20 protein-coding genes are annotated in these 20,171 nt (G+C 61.8%); 16 read left to right on the plus strand and 4 right to left on the minus strand.

Annotated features, from left to right (window positions below):
- Nucleotides 1-56: 56 nt before the first annotated feature.
- Nucleotides 57-602 carry a gamma carbonic anhydrase family protein gene (locus AO356_RS11130; protein WP_060739819.1) on the minus strand — a complete coding sequence of 182 codons (546 nt, stop codon included), beginning with the start codon at nt 600-602 and terminating at the stop codon, nt 57-59.
- Nucleotides 603-674: 72 nt separating this feature from the next.
- Here AO356_RS11130 and prlC point away from each other — a divergent pair, with 72 nt between their 5' ends.
- From prlC to AO356_RS11145, 3 genes are all read left to right on the plus strand, one after another.
- A complete protein-coding gene (gene prlC / locus AO356_RS11135; RefSeq protein ID WP_162491244.1) occupies nt 675-2,753 on the plus strand; it encodes an oligopeptidase A in 2,079 nt (692 codons plus the stop codon).
- Complete coding sequence (locus AO356_RS11140) at nt 2,750-3,028, plus strand: YheV family putative zinc ribbon protein (protein WP_060739820.1); 279 nt, start codon at nt 2,750-2,752, stop codon at nt 3,026-3,028. The genes prlC and AO356_RS11140 overlap by 4 nt, the downstream gene beginning before the upstream one ends.
- Nucleotides 3,029-3,144: 116 nt before the next feature.
- Nucleotides 3,145-5,196, plus strand: a complete 2,052-nt coding sequence (locus AO356_RS11145) for a M3 family metallopeptidase (protein ID WP_081015345.1) — start codon at nt 3,145-3,147, stop codon at nt 5,194-5,196.
- Here the strand turns inward: AO356_RS11145 and AO356_RS11150 are convergent.
- Nucleotides 5,138-5,818 (minus strand): tyrosine-protein phosphatase, encoded by a 681-nt coding sequence (locus AO356_RS11150; RefSeq protein ID WP_060739821.1) that lies wholly within the window; start codon nt 5,816-5,818, stop codon nt 5,138-5,140. The genes AO356_RS11145 and AO356_RS11150 overlap by 59 nt on opposite strands.
- 182 nt (nt 5,819-6,000) lie before the next feature.
- Here AO356_RS11150 and AO356_RS11155 point away from each other — a divergent pair, with 182 nt between their 5' ends.
- From AO356_RS11155 to AO356_RS11165, 3 genes are all read left to right on the plus strand, one after another.
- Nucleotides 6,001-7,059 carry a PA0069 family radical SAM protein gene (locus tag AO356_RS11155; protein WP_060739822.1) on the plus strand — a complete coding sequence of 353 codons (1,059 nt, stop codon included), beginning with the start codon at nt 6,001-6,003 and terminating at the stop codon, nt 7,057-7,059.
- 205 nt (nt 7,060-7,264) lie between these two features.
- Nucleotides 7,265-7,996 (plus strand): carbonic anhydrase, encoded by a 732-nt coding sequence (locus tag AO356_RS11160; RefSeq protein ID WP_060739823.1) that lies wholly within the window; start codon nt 7,265-7,267, stop codon nt 7,994-7,996.
- A 92-nt stretch (nt 7,997-8,088) separates the two neighbouring features.
- The gene (locus tag AO356_RS11165) at nt 8,089-9,618 is read left to right on the plus strand and encodes a SulP family inorganic anion transporter (protein WP_060739824.1); all 1,530 of its coding nucleotides are present in this window, start codon (nt 8,089-8,091) and stop codon (nt 9,616-9,618) included.
- A gap of 127 nt (nt 9,619-9,745) precedes the next feature.
- Here AO356_RS11165 and AO356_RS11170 read toward each other — a convergent pair whose 3' ends face one another.
- Nucleotides 9,746-10,396 (minus strand): hypothetical protein, encoded by a 651-nt coding sequence (locus AO356_RS11170; RefSeq protein WP_060739825.1) that lies wholly within the window; start codon nt 10,394-10,396, stop codon nt 9,746-9,748.
- A gap of 373 nt (nt 10,397-10,769) precedes the next feature.
- On the opposite strand from AO356_RS11170, the gene coxB reads away from it, so the two are divergent.
- From coxB to AO356_RS11190, 4 genes are all read left to right on the plus strand, one after another.
- Entirely contained in the window at nt 10,770-11,897 is a 1,128-nt protein-coding gene (coxB, locus tag AO356_RS11175) for a cytochrome c oxidase subunit II (RefSeq protein WP_060739826.1), read from the plus strand.
- An 82-nt stretch (nt 11,898-11,979) separates the two neighbouring features.
- Nucleotides 11,980-13,572 carry a cytochrome c oxidase subunit I gene (gene ctaD, locus AO356_RS11180; protein ID WP_060739827.1) on the plus strand — a complete coding sequence of 531 codons (1,593 nt, stop codon included), beginning with the start codon at nt 11,980-11,982 and terminating at the stop codon, nt 13,570-13,572.
- 121 nt (nt 13,573-13,693) lie between these two features.
- Nucleotides 13,694-14,245, plus strand: coding sequence for a cytochrome c oxidase assembly protein (locus AO356_RS11185; RefSeq protein WP_060739828.1), 552 nt, complete (start codon nt 13,694-13,696; stop codon nt 14,243-14,245).
- Between the two features lie 24 nt (nt 14,246-14,269).
- Nucleotides 14,270-15,157, plus strand: a complete 888-nt coding sequence (locus AO356_RS11190) for a cytochrome c oxidase subunit 3 (protein ID WP_060739829.1) — start codon at nt 14,270-14,272, stop codon at nt 15,155-15,157.
- 8 nt (nt 15,158-15,165) lie between these two features.
- Here AO356_RS11190 and AO356_RS11195 read toward each other — a convergent pair whose 3' ends face one another.
- On the minus strand, nt 15,166-15,369 hold the full coding sequence (locus tag AO356_RS11195) for a twin transmembrane helix small protein (RefSeq protein WP_060739830.1): 204 nt from the start codon (nt 15,367-15,369) through the stop codon (nt 15,166-15,168).
- 70 nt (nt 15,370-15,439) lie between these two features.
- Between AO356_RS11195 and AO356_RS11200 the strand changes: the two genes are divergently transcribed.
- The 6 genes from AO356_RS11200 to AO356_RS32710 all read left to right on the plus strand — a co-directional run bounded on the left by AO356_RS11200 (nt 15,440) and on the right by AO356_RS32710 (nt 19,941).
- Nucleotides 15,440-16,177: an SURF1 family protein gene (locus tag AO356_RS11200; RefSeq protein ID WP_060739831.1), complete on the plus strand. Its 738-nt coding sequence runs from the start codon at nt 15,440-15,442 to the stop codon at nt 16,175-16,177.
- Complete coding sequence (locus tag AO356_RS11205) at nt 16,143-16,736, plus strand: hypothetical protein (protein WP_060743101.1); 594 nt, start codon at nt 16,143-16,145, stop codon at nt 16,734-16,736. Before AO356_RS11200 ends, AO356_RS11205 begins: the two co-directional genes overlap by 35 nt.
- A 10-nt stretch (nt 16,737-16,746) precedes the next feature.
- The gene (locus AO356_RS11210; RefSeq protein WP_060739832.1) at nt 16,747-17,826 is read left to right on the plus strand and encodes a COX15/CtaA family protein; all 1,080 of its coding nucleotides are present in this window, start codon (nt 16,747-16,749) and stop codon (nt 17,824-17,826) included.
- Entirely contained in the window at nt 17,814-18,713 is a 900-nt protein-coding gene (gene cyoE, locus AO356_RS11215; protein ID WP_060739833.1) for a heme o synthase, read from the plus strand. Before AO356_RS11210 ends, cyoE begins: the two co-directional genes overlap by 13 nt.
- Nucleotides 18,710-19,345, plus strand: coding sequence for an SCO family protein (locus AO356_RS11220; RefSeq protein ID WP_060739834.1), 636 nt, complete (start codon nt 18,710-18,712; stop codon nt 19,343-19,345). The genes cyoE and AO356_RS11220 overlap by 4 nt, the downstream gene beginning before the upstream one ends.
- A 62-nt stretch (nt 19,346-19,407) precedes the next feature.
- Complete coding sequence (locus AO356_RS32710; protein WP_160320215.1) at nt 19,408-19,941, plus strand: hypothetical protein; 534 nt, start codon at nt 19,408-19,410, stop codon at nt 19,939-19,941.
- Nucleotides 19,942-20,171 lie beyond the last annotated feature (230 nt).

Genomic DNA, 20,171 nt, shown 5'->3' on the forward strand with positions numbered 1-20,171 from the left:
ACAAGCGGGAGCAAGCTCCCTCGCCACGATGAATGAGGGGATGGCAGGCGACCCCATCAGGCCTGGTCGTAACCTTCGGCCAGATGCAGGTCCTTGAGCTTCACGTAGTTCGCCGCGCTGTAGGTGAAAAACGCGCGTTCCTTGTCTGTCAGCGGCCGGACCTGTTTCACCGGGCTGCCCACGTACAAAAAGCCGCTTTCCAGGCGCTTGCCCGGCGGTACCAGGCTGCCGGCGCCGATGATCACGTCATCTTCCACCACCGCGCCGTCCATGACGATGCTGCCCATGCCGATCAGGATCCGGCTGCCCACCGAACAACCATGGAGCATGACTTTGTGGGCAATGGTCACGTCGTCACCGATCAGCAACGGGAAGCCATCCGGATTGAAGGGCCCGGCGTGGGTGATGTGCAGCACACAACCATCCTGGACGCTGGTACGCGCACCGATACGGATGCGGTGCATGTCGCCGCGAATGACCGTCAGCGGCCAGACGGAGCTGTCTTCGCCGATTTCGACGTCGCCGATCACCACCGCGGTGCTGTCGACAAAAGCGCCACGGGCTAGCCGCGGGCTGTGGTTCTGGTACGTGCGAAGGGTCACGATAGGCTCTCTCTTATCCGGTGATAGGCGCTGCTAGCTGCGGTGAGCGCCGATTGTAATTAAGATGGGCCAATGTTTCTTCCAGCCAAGGTGTCGACCGTGAGCGTGAACAACCCTCTTTTGCAGCCCTATGACCTGCCGCCATTCTCGGCGATCCGTGCCGAGCACGTGCAACCGGCCATCGAGCAGATCCTGGCTGATAACCGTGCGGCCATTGCCGAAATCCTCAAGACCCAAGTCCAGCAGCCTACCTGGGCCGGCCTGGTTTTGGCGATGGACGAGCTCAATGATCGCCTGGGCGCCGCCTGGAGCCCGGTCAGTCATTTGAACGCCGTGCGCAACAGCCCGGAACTGCGCGAAGCCTACGAGGCCTGCCTGCCGGCGCTGAGTGCCTACTCCACCGAACTGGGCCAGAACCGCGAACTGTTCCAGGCCTTCGAAGCCTTGGCGAACAGCCCGGAAGCCGCCGGCTTCGACGTGGCGCAGAAAACCATCCTCGAACATTCCCTTCGTGATTTCCGCCTGTCGGGTATCGACCTGCCGCCCGAGCAGCAGAAGCGCTACGCCGAGGTGCAGAGCAAACTGTCCGAGCTGGGCAGCCGCTTCTCCAACCAACTGCTGGACGCGACCCAGGCCTGGACCAAGCACGTCACTGACGAAGCCGCCCTCGCCGGCCTGACCGATTCGGCCAAGGCACAAATGGCCGCGGCCGCCCAGGCCAAGGAGCTGGACGGCTGGCTGATCAACCTGGAATTCCCCAGCTACTACGCGGTGATGACCTACGCCGAAGACCGCGCCCTGCGCGAAGAGGTCTACGCCGCCTACTGCACCCGCGCCTCGGACCAGGGCCCGAATGCCGGCCAGAACGACAACGGCCCGGTGATGGAACAGATCCTCGACCTGCGCCAGGAGCTGGCCCAATTGCTCGGTTTCGCCAACTTCGCCGAGTTGAGCCTGGCGACCAAGATGGCCGAGTCCAGCGATCAGGTCCTCAGTTTCCTGCGTGACCTGGCCAAGCGCAGCAAGCCGTTCGCCGCCCAGGACCTGGAACAGCTCAAGGCCTATGCCGCCGAACAGGGCTGCCCCGACCTGCAAAGCTGGGACAGCGGCTTCTACGGTGAAAAACTGCGCCAGCAGCGTTACAGCGTGGCCCAGGAAGCCCTGCGCGCCTATTTCCCGATCGACAAGGTGCTGAGCGGCCTGTTCGCCATCGTCCAGCGTCTCTATGGCATCGAGATCGCCGAACTGAAAGGCTTCGACAGCTGGCACCCAGACGTGCGCCTGTTCGAAATCAAGGAGAACGGCCAGCACGTCGGCCGCTTCTTCTTCGACCTCTATGCCCGCGCCAACAAGCGTGGCGGCGCCTGGATGGACGGTGCCCGCGACCGTCGTCGCACCTTCGAAGGCGTCCTGCAAAGCCCCGTCGCGAACCTGGTGTGCAACTTCACCCCGGCCGACAGCGGCAAGCCGGCGCTGCTGACCCACGATGAAGTCACCACCCTGTTCCACGAGTTCGGCCATGGCCTGCACCACCTGCTGACCCGCGTCGAACACGCTGGCGTGTCCGGCATCAACGGCGTGGCCTGGGATGCGGTGGAACTGCCGAGCCAGTTCATGGAGAACTGGTGCTGGGAACCCGAAGGCCTGGCGCTGATTTCCGGCCACTACGAAACCGGCGAACCACTGCCCCAGGACCTGCTGGAAAAAATGCTCGCGGCGAAAAACTTCCAGTCCGGCCTGATGATGGTCCGTCAGCTGGAGTTCTCGCTGTTCGACTTCGAGCTGCACGCCACCCACGGCGATGGCCGCAGCGTGCTGCAAGTGCTCGAAGGCGTGCGCGACGAGGTGTCGGTCATGCGCCCACCGGCCTACAACCGCTTCCCCAACAGCTTCGCCCACATCTTCGCCGGCGGGTACGCCGCGGGCTATTACAGCTACAAGTGGGCGGAAGTGCTGTCGGCCGATGCCTTCTCCAAGTTCGAAGAGGACGGCGTGCTCAACGCCGACACCGGGCGTGCCTTCCGTGAGGCGATCCTGGCCCGTGGCGGCTCCCAGGAACCGATGGTGCTGTTCGTCGACTTCCGTGGCCGTGAGCCATCGATTGACGCACTCTTGCGCCATAGCGGCCTGAGTGAGGACGCGGCAGCATGAGTGAAGGGCCTGTGATTACCAAACGACGCTTCATCGCCGGGGCGGTCTGCCCGGCGTGCAGTGAGCCGGACAAGTTGATGATGTGGAACGAAGACGGCGTGCCGCACCGCGAATGCGTGGCCTGCGGTTATGCCGACACGCTCAACGAGCAAGGCCTGTCGGTGCCCAAGGAATTGGGCACCCGTGTGAACACCCCGGCGCCCAAGGTGCCGGACGCCAAGGTCCAGGCGGTGCAGTTTTTCCCCAACCCCAAGTTGAAGAAAAAGACCGACTGACATCTGCGGCATCACCTTCCGGGCCGCCCGGCCCGGAAGCGATACATATTTACCGCCGGGCCCGGGCCCTTCCTTTACAGACTGTCCAGCCAGTACAGACTGACAGGAAGGTTCCCATGCTCGACGCTGACAATCCGCTGTTGCAGGCCTATGACCTGCCCCCGTTTGCCCACATCCGGGCCCGGCATTTCTCCCCGGCCCTGGACCGGATCCTGGTGGAAAGTCGCGCTCAAGTGGCCGACATCATCAAGACCCAGACCCCCTTTCCCACCTGGGATGACCTGGTGCTGGCCATGGACGAAATCCATGGGCGCCTGGAGAGTTTCGGCTACCTGCTGCATCTCCTGACCACGACCAGGCCAGGAGCGGCCTGGGCGCAGGCTTCCCTGGAATGCACTGAGCGGCTGCATGACTTCCAGGTTGAACTCAAACAACACCCCACGCTGTTCACGCTTTACCAGCGCTTGGCAGATAGCCAGATCGCCGAGCATTTCACCCCGGCTCGCAAACGGGTCCTGAAGAAAATCCTCGGCCAGTTTCACCAGAACAGATCGGCAGAACACCTGTCGGCCGACCTGAATCTGTTGAAGTTGCGCATCAACGAGCTCCAGGGGTTGTTCCTGGAAAACCTGCACATGGCCAATCAGGCCTGGAGCAAAGCGTTTGACGATAAAGCCCCGCTGAGCGGCCTGCCGTCGCGCTTCAAACAGCAGATGGCCCAGCGGGCACGCGACGCCGGGCGCACGGGATGGTTGCTGACGCTCAGCGAGGAATCGTTTGGCGTCGTCACTCAATACGCCGACAACCGCGCCCTACGTCAGCAGATGTACGAGGCCTACAGCACACGCGCATCGGATCAGGGCCCCCAGGCGGGCCATTTCGACAACAGCGACATCCTCAGGCAGTTGTTGGAAGACCGTTATCGCTACGCCACCGTCCTGGGCTATGGGGATTTCGCTCAAATGGCGATCGAGCCCGAGCAAGCCGTGTCGACCGAAGAAGTCCTGGCGTTCCTGCGGGCCCAACTCAAACGACAGCACGGCGCTTTCGAGCGGGACGCGCGCCAGCTCAAGGCCTTTGCCACGCAACAGGGTTTCAACGAACTCCAGCCGTGGGACTACCCCTACCTGGCGAATCAACTTCGCCAACAGGCAGCGGGCCTTTCCAAGGAAGCGCTGAGCGTCTGGTTCCCCTTGGAATCCACCTTCGCACAGCTATTGTTGATGGCGACGGAGCTGTTCGGAGTGAGCTTCGCCGAGCGACATGACGTGACGACCTGGCACCCGGAGGTGCGTCTTTTCGAAGTCAGCGAATGGGGAGCGGTCATCGGCTACCTCTATTTCGATCCGTTTGCGGATTCAAGCCGAGACGGTTACCCCCATACCACCACCCTGCGCAGCCGCCGCATCACCGCCGAGGGACGCCCGCGACACCCCATTGCGACGCTGCATGGCTGGCTGCCGCGCGGCGTAGGGGCGGACCCGGTCCTGCTCGATCATCTGCAACTGCGGATTCTTTTCCATGAGTTCGGCCATTGCCTGCAGCATGTCCTGACCCGTGCCGAATACCGTGACCTGTCGGGCATCTCTGGCCTGTCCCGCGATACTGCCGAGTTTGCCGGGGTATTGTTCGAGCAATGGTGCTTCTCCAGGCAATGCCTGATGCGTGTCTCCAGGCACTATCAAACCGGGGCGACGATGCCTGACAAGGTCGCCGATCAACTGCTGACCTTTGCCACCACCCAGGCCAGTTGGGAAACCGCCGTCCTGTTGCGCAACGCGTTATTCGATATGGAGCTGCACCGCACCCACGGCGATGGGCGGACCGTCCAGCAGGTGTTCGATCAAGCCAGTGCGCAGGTGGGGCATTTGCCGGTGTCCGCGAACGAGCGCTGGCCCAATGGCCTGGATTACCTGGTGACCGGCTATGGCGCGCGGATCTACGCCTATGCCTGGTCGAAGGCACTGGCCGCAAAAGTATTCCAGCGATTCCATCGGGACGGGCTGTTCAACCCGGCAACAGGCCGGGCACTGCGCGAAACCGTTTTTGCCCCGGGGGACTTGCGACCGTTGTCCGAATCCATCGCCGCCTTTACCGGCACGCCGCCGATCAATGCTGCGGCAGCGCCACCTGGGGGTCGAGGTGCTGCGCCGGCGTCGTTGAATTGACCCAGCTTTCCAAGGAGCAAAGAGCAAAGACGCTGGTGCTGCAATCGCCGTTCGCCAGCGCCGTGCGGAGTTTGTCGATGTCGGCCTGCATCATGTAGCGCACCCCGTCCTTGAAGTGATGACTGTCACCGAAGCCACCTTCGGTCATTTCATTCAGGGCGTCTTCTTTGCTCCAGCCCTGGACCACCACCCGGTACATGGCGGCCACCAGCCCGGTGCGGTCCGAGCCGTGCTTGCAGTGCATCAGCACCGGCCCCTTGGCTTCGGCCGCCTGGACGGCGCGCAAGGCCCTGAGTATGTCGCTGTCATCGACGTGATTGGTGCGATAGGGCAACTGCACTTGCTCGATGCCGGGGGTGGACAGCCAGCGCTTGTCCGACTCCGGCAGGAAGGTGATGACCGTGCCGATCCTGAGCTTCGTCAGCAAGGGCACTGCCCCGCCGTCCGGCAGGGAACTGCGGTAGAGCGTCGGTGACATCTGGTAGAGGTTGTAGTCCTTTTCCACCGACTGTGCCCATTCAGCGGGCCTCGCCTCAGGGGAATCGGCCGCTTGAGCGGGTACCTCGGCCAGCCCGGTGAACAAGGCCAGGCAGAGCAACGAACGGGAGCAGAACTTGAGCATGCACGGACGACCGAAAATGAAGAAATACGAGAGGCTCAGTCTCGTCTCGCTGCGGTTAAAAGCCTGTGAGGAGAACGTCAAAGCCGTGTGAACGCCGATCCGGTATTTGAGCTGCTGAATGGCACTGGCCTTAATTGAACACAGCGAATACTGTATGTACATACAGCTTTCGGAGTATTCCCATGCCAGCCCCCCTTCCACCGCGCGGCCGCGGCACCGCGACCAACCCGCACAACCGCTTCGCCCCGAGTCGCTCGGTGGCCGAAGATGACGGCTGGTATCAGGAAGTCCCGCAGACCCAGGGCACCGAAGTGCGCATCGAAACGGCGAAGACCATCATTACCCGCAACACCTCGTCCGATATCCCGTTCGACCGCTCGATCAACCCGTACCGAGGCTGCGAGCACGGCTGCATCTACTGCTATGCACGACCCAGCCATGCCTATTGGGACCTGTCGCCGGGGCTTGATTTCGAAACGAAGCTGATCGCCAAGACCAATGCCGCCGATGTGCTGGAAGAGCAATTGTCCCGGCGCGGCTATCAATGCGCACCGATCGCACTGGGGTCCAACACCGATCCCTATCAGCCTATCGAGCGCGAACAACGGATAACACGCCAGATTCTCGAGGTGCTGCTGCGTTATCGGCATCCGGTGACCATTGTCACCAAAGGTTCGCTGATCCTGCGCGACCTGGACCTGCTGACCGAGCTGGCGCAACAACGCCTGGTGCACGTGATGATCAGCCTCACCACCCTGGACGATGAACTCAAGCGCATTCTCGAACCCCGCGCGGCGGCGCCCAAGGCGCGGCTGCGGGCGATCAAGGTCATGCGCGAGGCGGGGATTGCCGTGGGAGTGCTGTGCGCACCGATGATCCCGATGATCAACGACAGCGAGATCGAGAGCCTGCTGGCCGAAGCCCACGCCGCTGGCGCGCAGAATGCCGCCTACGTCATGCTGCGCCTGCCGCTGGAAGTCGCGCCGCTGTTCGAGCAGTGGTTGCAGGCGCATTACCCGCAACGCGCCGCCCACGTGCTGAGCCTGGTGCGCCAGAGCCGCGGTGGCGAACTGTATGACAGCCGCTTCGGTGCGCGGATGCGCGGCGAAGGCCCGTTCGCCGACCTGCTGGCCCAGCGATTCGCCAAGGCACTCAAGCGCCTGGGACTGGAGCGCCGCGACGGATACAATCTTGACTGCGATGCCTTCTGTCCGCCGGGCCGACAGATGTCGTTGATTTGATTAAAGTTGACCCTGGAACGGCGACTGGACATGAACTGCGCCAGCGTTTCGCCACCCCTGAAATCGTTGTCCTAGAGCCTTCGATTTCAGTTTGAGTTAAGTTTCGGCCGCTACCTTGTTCAGCGAGTGACTGACAGGTCGGGGATTACGACCTGGACGTATTTTAACCAGCCACTGGCGTCATACCGTCAAAAGAGGATGAATCATGAGTGACAAGGATAAACAGCCGTTGGCTGCGTCGGCTTCAGCCCAACCCGAGGCGGAAACCGCCGATGCAGCGCTGCAGCATATTGTTGACGGCTTTTTGCATTTCCATCACGAGATCTTTCCGCAACAGGAAGAACTCTTCAAGAAACTCGCCACCGCCCAAGCGCCCCGGGCGATGTTCATCACCTGCGCCGATTCGCGCATCGTGCCCGAATTGATCACCCATAGCTCCCCCGGCGACCTGTTCGTGACCCGTAACGTCGGCAACGTCGTGCCGCCTTATGGACAGATGAACGGCGGTGTCTCCACCGCCATCGAATACGCCGTGCTGGCCCTCGGTGTGCAACACATCATTGTCTGTGGCCATTCCGACTGCGGCGCCATGCGTGCCGTGCTCAACCCCGACACCCTGGAAAAAATGCCCACGGTCAAGGCCTGGCTGCGCCATGCCGAAGTGGCCAAGACCATGGTCCATGACAACTGCCCGTGCGGCGACGAAAAACAGACCATGCCCATCCTCACCGAAGAGAACGTGATCGCGCAGCTGCAGCATTTGCGAACGCATCCCTCGGTAGCGTCGCGCATGGCCAGCGGTCAGTTGTTCATCCATGGCTGGGTGTACAACATCGAGACCAGCGAGATCAAAGCCTTTGATGCGGACCAGGGACGTTTCCTGCCGCTCGATGGCAGCCATCCGATACCGGTGGCGACGCCCAAAGCGCGCTTCTAACCACTCCTAATCATCCTTGCATGGTTCAAGCCTTACCGCTGTTTGCGCGGTAGGGCCTCGCCATGCCTGAAGAAAACTTCGGGAGAGTCGCCATGCGTGCTGCTCAATTAAAAGCTGTACTGCCACGGGAGCTATTGGCTTCGGTGGTTGTGTTTCTGGTGGCCCTGCCTTTGTGCATGGGCATCGCCATCGCCTCTGGCCTGCCACCGGCCAAAGGTTTGATCACCGGCATCATCGGTGGTTTGGTGGTGGGTTTCCTGGCCGGCTCGAAGCTGCAAGTCAGTGGCCCGGCCGCCGGCTTGGCGGTGTTGGTCTTCGAGCTGGTGCGCCAACATGGCGTGGCGATGCTCGGGCCGATCCTGTTGCTGGCCGGTCTGCTGCAATTGTTGGCCGGGCGTTTTCGCCTGGGCTGCTGGTTCCGGGTCACCGCGCCGGCCGTGGTGTACGGCATGCTCGCAGGTATTGGCGTGCTGATCATACTGTCCCAGGTCCATGTGATGCTCGACGCCGCGCCCAAGCCTTCCGGGCTGGATAACCTGGCGGCGTTCCCGGCGGCAGTGGCCCAGGCCTTGCCGTCCTTCGGCTGGCAGGCGGGCCTGCTCGGTCTGTCGACGATTGCGGTGATGTGGCTGTGGGAAAAGTTTCGCCCCCACAGTCTGCGCTTCGTTCCCGGTGCTTTGCTGGGTGTCGGCCTGGCAACCGTCGCCAGCCTGCTGCTGGCCTTGCAGGTCAAGCGGGTGGAAGTGCCGGAGAACATGGCTGAAGCCATTGATTGGCTGCGCCCGGCGGACCTGCTGAACCTGGCCGACCCCACACTGCTGATCGCCGCGTTCGCGGTGGCTTTCATCGCCAGCGCCGAAACCCTGCTGTCAGCGGCCGCTGTCGATCGCATGCACAGCGGTGAACGGGCGGACTTTGACCGGGAACTGTCGGCACAAGGTATCGGCAACATGCTCTGCGGCCTGCTCGGCGCCTTGCCGATGACCGGGGTGATCGTGCGCAGCTCGGCCAACGTCCAGGCCGGGGCCACCACGCGGATGTCGACGATTTTCCACGGCCTGTGGTTGCTGCTCTTCGTCTTGTTGCTGTCCAGCGTGCTGCAAAGCATTCCGGTGGCGAGCCTGGCGGGTGTGCTGGTCTACACCGGTTTCAAACTGGTAGACCTCAAGGCGTTTCGCAGCCTGGGCCGTTATGGCCGGATGCCGATGTTCGTTTACGCCGCGACGGCGTTGGCGATCATCTTCACCGACCTGCTGACCGGTGTGCTGATCGGCTTCGGCCTGACCCTGGCGAAACTGGCCTGGAAAGCCTCACGCCTGAAAATCAGCCTGATCGACCTGCCCCAGGAAGGCGAGATGGAACTGCGCCTGGTCGGAGCCGCCACCTTCCTCAAGGTGCCGGCATTGACCCAGGTACTGGGCACCATACCGACCGGCGCCACCGTGCATGTGCCGCTCAATAACCTGAGCTACATCGACCACTCGTGCCTGGAGTTGCTGGAAGAATGGGGCCGGGCGAATGCCAGCAAGGGGTCGAAGCTGCTGATCGAATCCCGTGGGCTCAAGCGTAGGTTGGAGGGGCGGTTGCGCACGACCGTGGGGGTTGGCGCGGCGTCCGCCTGACACCCAAGAAACCCTGTGGGAGCGAGCTTGCTCGCGATGGCGGTGTATCAGCCAACTGTGATGTTGCTGGTCCAATACAATCGCGAGCAAGCTCGCTCCCACAAAGGTTTTAAGTTGTTCTGATGGATCAAGCCGCCGGCTGATCCAGCTCCAGTCCCACGCCCAGACGACGGGACATGCACGGCCAGCGCTTCCAGGCCGCGCCGGTTTCCGGGCTGCTGAGCTTCTCGCGGTAGGTTTCTACCGACTCCAATGCAAACGTCTCGTCGTTGAGCATCTCATCGAACGTGTGATGGACCACTTCATCGAGTTGATTGGCAAATGCCTCACCGATCAACTGGTGAGCGATCAGATTGGCGACCGTCATGTCCAAGGGGATCAATGGCTGGCCGAAATGCTTGATGTACAGGTCGTTGACCTCTTCGACGAACCGATGGGCCAGGTAGGCTTCGTCCAGGAGGCTGTCGAGCCCGACATGCCCGGCCATGATGGTCGGCGGCTGGAGGAAGTACTGTTCGGCAATCTTCAGTACCGGTTTGATCTGCGACTCGATACCCGCCTCCCTGGCGACATCATTGGCGGCATCCAGCAGGTCGGGGACTTCATCAATGTAGGCGGCGACAAAACGCGCCAGGACGTCGTTGGCGTTCGCGTCCGGCAATTGAATGGCTCGGTGCAGGTTCGGCAGTTGGGCCGTCAACTGACGGCTCAACTGGCCGGTCTCGGCTTCGTGTTGTTGGGCTTTTTGGATCTGCTCGCGCAATGCGGCGGTGTTCATGACAACTCCAGGAAACAAAGGCAAAGAAATAGGGAAGACATAACTTAGCTGGCCCAAAAACACTCCTAAGACCTATTTTTCATAACCGCCTCATCCTTGCTGCGTCGCAGTTATATCGGTTTGCCATCACTCAGGCTCGCATCCTTCTCCATTCGTGGGCTCTAGCGCAAGCCCCGGCTGTTTCAAACGATTTACGCCATCGCGTTGCGAGGTTGCAGGTGCTGTCTATACTCGGGTTGGAATGGAGTTAGCTGATGAACCCGATACATAGGCAGCAAGGCACGGCGGTCGAGTTCGTAGTCTGATGTAGCCGCTCTCCCTTGCCGCAGGCGTTACGCCTACGGGATAACAAGAACGATAAGGGGAACCCGCAATGACGCGACATCCACACGTATGGATGGGCCTCCTGTTGTGGTCGATTTTCAGCCAGGCGCAAGCGGCCTGGACTGTGAATATGGCGCCTGGAGCGACACAGATCAGCAACGCAGTGTTCGACCTGCACATGACCATCTTCTGGATCTGTGTGGTCATCGGCATCATCGTCTTCGGCGCCATGTTCTGGTCGATGATGATGCACCGCCGTTCAACCGGCCAGAATGCCGCGCATTTCCACGAAAACACTCGCGTCGAAATCCTCTGGACCATCGTGCCCTTCGTGATCCTGGTGCTGATGGCGATTCCCGCCACCGCCACCTTGATCAAGATGTACGACTCCAGCGAGTCGGACATCGATATCCAGATCACTGGCTATCAATGGAAGTGGCACTACAAGTACCTGGGCCAGGACGTCGAGTTCTTCAGCAACCTGGCGACCCCCGCCGAACAGATCCATAACCAGAGCGCCAAGGGCGAGCATTACCTGCTGGAGGTCGACAAGCCGCTGGTGCTGCCGGTCGATGCCAAGGTGCGCTTTCTGGTGACCTCCGCCGACGTGATCCACTCCTGGTGGGTGCCGGCCTTCGCGGTCAAGCGCGATGCGATCCCCGGGTTCGTCAACGAAGCCTGGACCCGTGTCGACAAGCCCGGCCTGTACCGCGGCCAATGCGCCGAGCTGTGCGGCAAGGACCACGGTTTCATGCCGATCGTGGTGGAGGTCAAGAGCAAGCCCGACTATGAAAAATGGCTGGGCGAACGCAAGGCCGAAGCCGCGCAGCTCAAAGAGCTGACCAGCAAGGAATGGACGCTCGAAGAACTCAAGGAACGTGGCGACAAGGTCTACCACACCACCTGCGTGGCCTGTCACCAGGCCGAAGGCCAGGGTCTGCCACCGATGTTCCCGGCGCTCAAGGGTTCGAAGATCGCCACCGGGCCCAAGGCTGATCACCTGAGCCTCGTCTTCCACGGCAAGCCCGGCACGTCCATGGCCGCGTTCGGCAAGCAGCTGTCGGAAGTCGATATCGCCGCGGTCGTGACCTATGAACGCAACGCCTGGGGCAACAACAAGGGCGACATGGTTACGCCTAAAGAAGTGCTGGAACTCAAACAGGCGGAAAGCAAATGAGCCGGCCTGACGTGTGTTCCCGTAACCGGTCGGGGCTCATCGCCCCGCGCCGTCCAGCCCACTCGTTCGAAGGAGACAGGACATGAGTGCTGTGATCGATGACCACGGTCATGCCGGTGCCGACCACGCCCACGGCCCCGCCAAGGGCCTGATGCGCTGGGTGCTGACCACCAACCACAAGGATATCGGCACGCTGTACCTGTGGTTCGCTTTCTCAATGTTCCTGCTGGGCGGTTCGTTCGCCATGGTGATCCGCGCCGAGCTGTTCCAGCCCGGCCTGCAGATCGTGCAGCCGGAATTCTTCAACCAGATGACCACCATGCACGGCCTGGTGATGGTCTTCGGCGCGGTGATGCCGGCGTTCGTCGGCCTCGCCAACTGGATGATCCCGCTGATGATCGGCGCGCCGGACATGGCCCTGCCGCGCATGAACAACTTCAGCTTCTGGCTGTTGCCGGCGGCGTTCCTGATGCTGGTGTCAACGCTGTTCACCCCGGGGGGCGGGCCGAACTTCGGCTGGACCTTCTACGCACCACTGTCCACCACCTATGCGCCGGAAAGCGTGACGTTCTTCATCTTCGCCATCCACCTGATGGGCATCAGCTCGATCATGGGCGCGATCAACGTGATCGCCACCATCCTCAACCTGCGAGCCCCCGGCATGACCCTGATGAAAATGCCGCTGTTCGTCTGGACCTGGCTGATCACCGCGTTCCTGCTGATCGCGGTGATGCCGGTGCTGGCCGGCTGCGTGACGATGATGCTGATGGACATCCACTTCGGCACTAGCTTCTTCAGTGCCGCCGGTGGCGGTGACCCGGTGCTGTTCCAGCACGTGTTCTGGTTCTTCGGCCACCCCGAGGTGTACATCATGATCCTGCCGGCCTTCGGTGCCGTCAGCTCGATCATCCCGGCGTTCTCGCGCAAGCCGTTGTTCGGCTACACCTCGATGGTCTACGCCACGGCCGCCATCGCGTTCCTGTCGTTCATCGTCTGGGCGCACCACATGTTCGTGGTCGGCATTCCGCTGGTGGGCGAGCTGTTCTTCATGTACGCCACCCTGCTGATCGCCGTGCCCACCGGGGTGAAGGTGTTCAACTGGGCCAGCACCATGTGGCAAGGCTCGCTGACCTTCGAGACGCCGATGCTGTTTGCCGTGGCGTTCGTGATCCTGTTTTCCATTGGTGGTTTCTCCGGGCTGATGCTGGCCATCGCCCCGGCGGACTTCCAGTACCAGGACACCTACTTCGTGGTCGCGCATTTCCACTATGTGCTGGTGCCCGGCGCGATCTTCGGGATCTTCGCCTCGGCCTACTACTGGCTGCCGAAATGGACCGGCCACATGTACGACGAAACCCTCGGCAAGCTGCACTTCTGGCTGTCGTTCATCGGCATGAACCTGGCGTTCTTCCCGATGCACTTCGTCGGCCTGGCGGGCATGCCCCGGCGGATTCCCGACTACAACCTGCAGTTCGCCGACTTCAACATGGTCTCGTCCATCGGCGCGTTCATGTTCGGCACCACGCAGATCTTCTTCCTGTTCATCGTGATCAAGACCATCCGCGGCGGCCCACCCGCACCGGCCAAGCCTTGGGACGGTGCCGAAGGGCTGGAGTGGAGCGTGCCGTCGCCGGCGCCGTACCACACCTTTACTACGCCGCCGGAAGTGAAATAGATGACACCGGGGCCTTATGTGGGAGCGAGCTTGCTCGCGATGGCAGCGACTCGGTGTGTCAGACACACCGCTATCGCGAGCAAGCTCGCTCCCACAGGGTTCTTGGTAGGGACTGGAAATCATGGCTGATTCGATTTCGCTGAAGAAACTGGTCACCCGCCTGCTGCTGGTGGTGGTGGCCATGTTCATCTTCGGGTTTGCCCTGGTGCCGATCTACGACGTGATGTGCAAGGCGTTCGGCATCAACGGCAAGACCGCCGGGCAGTACGAAGGCGAGCAGACCGTCGATGAGTCGCGCCAGGTTCGCGTGCAGTTCCTGTCGACCAATTCGGTGGACATGCCCTGGGACTTCTACCCCAAGGGCGATCAGTTGGTGGTCCAGCCGGGGGCGGTGAACGAAATGGTCTTTGTCGCCCACAACCCCACCGACCGGCCGATGAGTGCCCAGGCGGTGCCGAGCATCGCACCGAGCACCGCGGCGGCGTATTTCCACAAGACCGAATGTTTTTGTTTTACCCAGCAAGTGCTGCAACCCGGCGAACGCATCGAAATGCCCATGCGCTTCATCGTTGACCGGGACATGCCCAAGGAAGTGAAGCACCTGACGCTGTCCTACACGCTGTTCGATATCACCGCTCGTCATCCACCGGTGGCTTTAAACACTGACCGATAGCGTGCCCGATAAGGAGAACAATAAATGGCAACTCACGAACACTATTACGTTCCGGCCCAGAGCAAATGGCCGATCATCGCCACGGTCGGGATGTTCGTCACGGTGTATGGCCTGGCGACCTGGTTCAACGACCTGAAAGCCGCCCGGCCCGAATCCCACGGCCCGCTGATCTTTTTCGTCGGCGGCCTGCTGGTGGCCTACATGCTGTTCGGCTGGTTCGGCGCGGTGATCAAGGAAAGCCGCGCCGGGCTGTACAGCGCCCAGCTTGACCGCTCGTTCCGCTGGGGCATGAGCTGGTTCATCTTTTCCGAGGTGATGTTTTTCATCGCGTTCTTCGGCGCCCTGTTCTATGTGCGCATGATCTCCGCGCCCGGCCTGGCGGGTGAAGGCACCAAGGGCCTGTCACACATGCTCTGGCCGAGCTTCGAGTTCGCCTGGCCGTTGCTGAACAACCCCGATCCAAAACTCTTCCCGGCGCCCAAGGACGTCATCAGCCCCTGGGGCTTGCCGCTGCTCAACACGGTGCTGCTGGTCAGTTCCAGCGTCACCGTCACCATCGCCCACCATGCCCTGAAAAAAGGCCATCGTGGCGCGTTGAAACTCTGGCTGGCGATCACCGTACTGCTGGGTTGTGCCTTCCTGGGCTTCCAGGCCGAGGAATACATCCACGCGTATAAAGAGCTGGGCCTGACCCTGGGCTCCGGCGTCTATGGCGCGACCTTCTTCATGCTCACCGGCTTCCACGGCGCCCACGTCACCATCGGCACGATCATTTTGTTCGTGATGCTGATGCGGATCATGCGCGGGCACTTCGACAACGAGCACCAGTTCGGCTTCGAGGCGGCGAGCTGGTACTGGCACTTCGTCGATGTGGTGTGGATCGGCCTGTTCATCTTCGTCTACGTGCTCTGAGGCAAACGCTACCAGGGCGCGTGGGACACCAACTGGCCGCTGAAGAAACCCCAGGCGATCAGGCCGACGGTGACGGCGGCCAGGCTGACCCGGATCGCCAGGGCGATGACCAGGCGATTGGAACTGCTGTCGTCCTTGACCAGAAAAAACAGGCCGCTGAACAGGCTGGCAATCGTGGCAATCAGCATCAGGACGATGGCTGCTTTTAGCATCAGGAACACTCCGGGGGGACGCGATGCACGTGAGTATAGCTATCCCGTTCGATGGCTTTCGGACGGCACCATGAAAGGTTTCCGGCCAGGCATCGTGCCGTCTTTGGTGGTGGCCGTGCTGGTGCCGGTGATGGTGTGCCTGGGGTTCTGGCAATTGAGCCGGGGCGAACAGAAGCGTGTGCTCATGGACACTTACGCCGAGCGCCGCGTGGCGCCGCCGTTGGACAGCACCGAGCTGGCGCACACCAGCGACCCGGCCTTTCGAGCGGTCACGCTGCAGGGCCAGTTCGACGCCGAGCACAGCATCCTGCTGGATAACCGCCAACACGACGGCAAGGTCGGCGTCGAATTGCTGCAGCCGTTCCTCGACCACCGCACCGGGCTGTGGCTGCTGGTCAATCGCGGCTGGCTGCCCTGGCCGGACCGGCGCACCCCGCCGGTCTTCGACACGCCGGAACAACCCGTCAACCTCCAGGCCTGGGTTTATGTCGCACCGGGCGCGACGTTCCAGCTCCACCCCGACCCGGCGGGCGCCCCCTGGCCGCGACTGGTCACTGCCATCGAGCCGGACAAGCTCTGGGCCGACCTGGGCCGCAGCGGCTTCGCCTATGAAATGCGCCAACAAAGCGGCCCCGGCGCCTACCGGACCGATTGGCCGGTGGTGGCCATGGGGCCGGAAAAACACCTCGGTTATGCCGTGCAGTGGTTCGCCATGGCGGCGGCCCTGTTCGGCCTTTTTCTTTATCTCGGATGGCACAACGCAGGGAGACACCATGGGAAGCACCATGAATCCAACCAACACGTCTGAGGCGCCCGCGGCACACAACCGTCGCAAGGGCCGCGTGCAATTGCTGCTGATCGTGCTGGGGGTGATCGGCCCGATGATCCTGGCCACCGGCATGTACAAGTTCCAGTTCTGGGTGCCCGACAGCCGCAGCTACCACGGCGAACTGATCGGCACCGGCCAGACCCGCGCCGAGATTGGCGTGCAGGCCGATGAACAGCGCTGGCAGATCCTGGTCACGGCGCCACAGGAATGCTCAGTGGATTGCCGGCAACTGGTGTACCTGGCCCGGCAGGTGCAGATCGGCCTCGGCCGCGACGCCTCCCGCGCCAGCCACGCCTTGGCTATCGCACAACCGCTGGACGCTGAATATGACGGGCAATTGCAGCGCGAATACCCGCAATTGCAACGTTATCCACTGGACCTGCCGGCCTATCAGAAAGGCGCCCAGGGCTCCGGCGGCGCCCAACTGTGGATCATCGACCCCCACAGCAACCTGGTGCTGCGCTACGACGCCCGGGTCAAGGGCAAGGACCTGCTCAACGACCTGCGCCATTTGCTGAAACTGTCGAACATCGGATGAGGGCATCGACATGGCCAAACCTGGATTTCGCCTCGCGCTGTTTGCCACGCTGCTGGCATTGATCGTCGTCCTGCTGGGCGCCTACACCCGGCTGACCCACGCCGGTCTCGGCTGCCCCGACTGGCCCGGTTGCTACGGGTTCATCAGCGTGCCCAAGAGCGAAGCCCAACTGGCCCATGCCGAGTTGCACTTTCCCGACACCCCGGTGGAAGCCCACAAGGGCTGGAACGAGATGGTCCATCGCTACTTCGCCGGGGCCTTGGGCTTGATGATCGTAGCGTTGGCGGCACGGTCCTGGATGAACCGCCACCGCCCGGGCCAACCATTGAAGTTGCCGCTATTTCTGCTGGCGGTGGTCTTCGCGCAAGCGGCATTCGGCATGTGGACCGTGACCCTCAAGCTGTGGCCCCAAGTGGTCACCGGGCATTTGCTGGGCGGCTTCGCGACGTTGAGCCTGTTGTTCCTGCTGACCTTGCGATTATCCGGCGTGCTGCCGGCGCTGACCGTGCCCAAGCGCCTGCAACATTGGGCCACCGCCGGGCTGCTGCTGGTGATCGGCCAGATCGCCCTCGGCGGCTGGGTCAGCTCCAATTACGCCGCCGTGGCCTGCATCGATTTCCCCACCTGCCACGGCCAATGGCTGCCACCGGCCGACTTTGCCAACGGTTTCCACCTGACCCAGCACATCGGCCCCAACTATCTGGGCGGGCAACTGGACAGCGACGCCCGCACCGCCATCCACCTGACCCACCGCATCGGTGCCTTACTGGTGACCGTGGTGCTGCTGGGCCTGGCCTGGCAATTGAAGACCGTCGGCATGACCCGGCTGGCCGGCCTGGTGTTGATCGCACTAGGAGCGCAAATCACCCTGGGCATCAGCAACGTGCTGTTCCATCTGCCGTTGCCGGTGGCCGTCGCCCACAACGCCGGGGGCGCCGCACTGCTGCTGACCCTGGTCTTGGTCAACTATCACGCCCGTACCAGCCTGGTCCGGGTCAAGCATCAAGTCCCGCTGCGCTGGCGGTTCAACCCGCATAAACACGGCGCCAGCCCCCTAACAATAAAAGGAGAGATGCCATGGCAACCTTGACCGGTGAACGCCACAGCCAAGCGATATGGCGCGATTACCTGGAGCTGACCAAGCCGAAAGTGGTGGTGCTGATGCTGATCACCTCGCTGGTGGGCATGTTCCTCGCCACCCGCGCTGGCGTGCCGTGGACGGTGCTGGTGTTCGGCAACCTGGGCATCGCCCTGTGTGCCGGCGGCGCGGCAGCGGTCAACCATGTGGTGGACCGGCGCATCGACGCAGTCATGGCCCGCACCCACAAACGGCCACTGGCCGAAGGGCGGATCTCCCCCGCCGCCGCGCTGACCTTCGCCCTGGCCCTGGCCGTGATCGGCCAAGCCTTGCTGCTAGCCTTCACCAACCCACTGACGGCCTGGCTGACCCTCGCCTCACTCCTGGGTTATGCGGTGGTCTATACCGGCTTCCTCAAGCGCGCAACGCCGCAGAACATCGTCATCGGCGGCCTCGCCGGCGCGGCGCCGCCATTGCTGGGCTGGGTGGCGGCCACCGGGCATGTCAGCGCCGAACCGCTGTTGTTGGTGCTGATCATCTTCGCCTGGACCCCACCGCACTTCTGGGCCCTGGCGATCCACCGCAAAGAGGAATACGCCAAGGCCGACATCCCGATGCTGCCGGTGACCCACGGCGAGCACTACACCAAGATCCATATCCTGCTCTACACCCTGGTGCTGCTGGCGGTGAGCCTGATGCCGTTCGTGATCCATATGAGCGGGATGCTCTATCTTGTCTGCGCGCTCGTACTGGGCGCCAGGTTCCTGCAATGGGCCGTGGTGTTGTACCGTGGCAGTCGGCCGCACGCGGCGATCAATACGTTCAAGTACTCTATCTACTACTTGTTCCTGCTGTTCATCGCCCTGCTTGTAGATCATTACTTACTGTTGAGCCTATGACTCGAACCCAGAAAACCGTCTTCATCCTCGTGGCCGTGATCGCGTTGATCCTCGGCCTGACCATCAACAAGGTGCTGTCCGGCAAAGGCCAGGGCGACCCGACCGCGCTGATCGACGCCGGCATCATCCTGCTGCCCCAGAGCCGCAACCTGCCGGACGTGAAAATGACCGACCAGGACGGCCAGCCCGTAGCGATGGACGGACTGAAAGACAAATGGAGCCTGCTGTTCTTCGGCTACACCTTCTGCCCGGACATCTGCCCCACCACCCTCGCCCAACTGCGCCAGATCAAAAGCGAGTTGCCGAAAGAAGCTGTGGATAAGTTGCAGATCGTACTGGTCAGCGTCGACCCGAACCGCGACACGCCCAAGCAGTTGAAGCAGTACCTGGGGTACTTTGATCCGCAGTTCGTGGGGTTGACGGCTTCATCGGTCGAAGACCTGCAGAAACTGGCGAATGCGGTGAGTATTCCGTTTATTCCGGCGGATACCAGTAAGCCCAATTACACGGTTGATCACAGCGGCAACCTCGCCGTGATCGGGCCGGACGGTACTCAACGTGGGTTTATTCGGGCGCCGTTGAATAATCAGAAGTTGGTGGCGCAGTTGCCGGAGATGCTGAAGCGTAAATAGCGCCTCCAGAGGCACACCGCTCAGCTAAGCCATGCCGATTCCTTGTGGCGAGGAAGTCCCTTGTGGCAATGAAATTGTGGCGAGGGAGCTTGCTCCCGCTGGGCTGCGCAGCAGCCCCCCAAAAGGCTGAATGCGATCTACATGGCACAACGCGGCGGCGGCTCGGTAGATTTAGCTTTGCTCATAGCAAGAACCAAAAAAACCGCCCATGTGGCGGTTTTTTTGTGTCGACAAAAGCTCAGCTTCTGACGCCGGCCATTAGGCCAACGGGTTCAAGCTCCTTACCTTTGGCGAGGCTGACCGACAAGAACTGGCGCTCGATGCTGGACGGGCAACCAGCCAGACGGCGGGCCTCTGCCTGGTACCGGGCAGCAAGCAACGGCTTTGGAGTACGCTTTGAAGTTTTCATGGAAAACTCGGCAATAGAATTGGGGTTGATGTTATGCCTCGTCTACCGCTATGACAAGGCGCCGCTGATCGTCGAAATCGAAGCCCAGATGCCGGTACCACTGGACGGCCCCAGGGTCAGGCTCAAAAATCTCAATCTCGCGAAGCTTCAGCATCCGCGCGTATCGGCTGATCGCGATCAAGACTAAACCGGCAACCTCACCCTTCAAAGGATGAGTAACGTCAGGCTTGCCCTCTAGGAGGACTACCTTGATGGACAAGGTGCTTGATTTTGGAGTCGCAAAGCAAAGTCCACATAGCTCATGGTCATACCACAGAGAAAGGTCAAACGCTTTCCCGTCGCGATTCTTCCAGCCAGGTATATCCTCCCATGGATAAAGTTGGGCCTCTGAGCCCCACAAATAGCATTGATCCAATG

Origin of the sequence: Pseudomonas fluorescens (assembly GCF_001307275.1) — a bacterium.
GTDB lineage: Bacteria > Pseudomonadota > Gammaproteobacteria > Pseudomonadales > Pseudomonadaceae > Aquipseudomonas > Aquipseudomonas fluorescens_AA.

Coding starts and splice junctions, on each gene's coding strand:
- AO356_RS11150 (WP_060739821.1), bottom strand. CDS start 5,818: ATGCTCAAGTTCTGCTCCCGTTCGTTGCTCTGCCTGGCCTTGTTCACC.
- coxB (WP_060739826.1), top strand. CDS start 10,770: ATGACGCGACATCCACACGTATGGATGGGCCTCCTGTTGTGGTCGATT.
- AO356_RS11210 (WP_060739832.1), top strand. CDS start 16,747: ATGGCCAAACCTGGATTTCGCCTCGCGCTGTTTGCCACGCTGCTGGCA.
- AO356_RS11165 (WP_060739824.1), top strand. CDS start 8,089: ATGCGTGCTGCTCAATTAAAAGCTGTACTGCCACGGGAGCTATTGGCT.
- AO356_RS11155 (WP_060739822.1), top strand. CDS start 6,001: ATGCCAGCCCCCCTTCCACCGCGCGGCCGCGGCACCGCGACCAACCCG.
- AO356_RS11220 (WP_060739834.1), top strand. CDS start 18,710: ATGACTCGAACCCAGAAAACCGTCTTCATCCTCGTGGCCGTGATCGCG.
- prlC (WP_162491244.1), top strand. CDS start 675: ATGTTTCTTCCAGCCAAGGTGTCGACCGTGAGCGTGAACAACCCTCTT.
- AO356_RS11160 (WP_060739823.1), top strand. CDS start 7,265: ATGAGTGACAAGGATAAACAGCCGTTGGCTGCGTCGGCTTCAGCCCAA.
- AO356_RS11140 (WP_060739820.1), top strand. CDS start 2,750: ATGAGTGAAGGGCCTGTGATTACCAAACGACGCTTCATCGCCGGGGCG.
- AO356_RS11170 (WP_060739825.1), bottom strand. CDS start 10,396: ATGAACACCGCCGCATTGCGCGAGCAGATCCAAAAAGCCCAACAACAC.
- AO356_RS11200 (WP_060739831.1), top strand. CDS start 15,440: ATGAAAGGTTTCCGGCCAGGCATCGTGCCGTCTTTGGTGGTGGCCGTG.
- AO356_RS11190 (WP_060739829.1), top strand. CDS start 14,270: ATGGCAACTCACGAACACTATTACGTTCCGGCCCAGAGCAAATGGCCG.
- AO356_RS11195 (WP_060739830.1), bottom strand. CDS start 15,369: ATGCTAAAAGCAGCCATCGTCCTGATGCTGATTGCCACGATTGCCAGC.
- AO356_RS11185 (WP_060739828.1), top strand. CDS start 13,694: ATGGCTGATTCGATTTCGCTGAAGAAACTGGTCACCCGCCTGCTGCTG.
- AO356_RS11205 (WP_060743101.1), top strand. CDS start 16,143: ATGGGAAGCACCATGAATCCAACCAACACGTCTGAGGCGCCCGCGGCA.
- AO356_RS11145 (WP_081015345.1), top strand. CDS start 3,145: ATGCTCGACGCTGACAATCCGCTGTTGCAGGCCTATGACCTGCCCCCG.
- cyoE (WP_060739833.1), top strand. CDS start 17,814: ATGGCAACCTTGACCGGTGAACGCCACAGCCAAGCGATATGGCGCGAT.
- ctaD (WP_060739827.1), top strand. CDS start 11,980: ATGAGTGCTGTGATCGATGACCACGGTCATGCCGGTGCCGACCACGCC.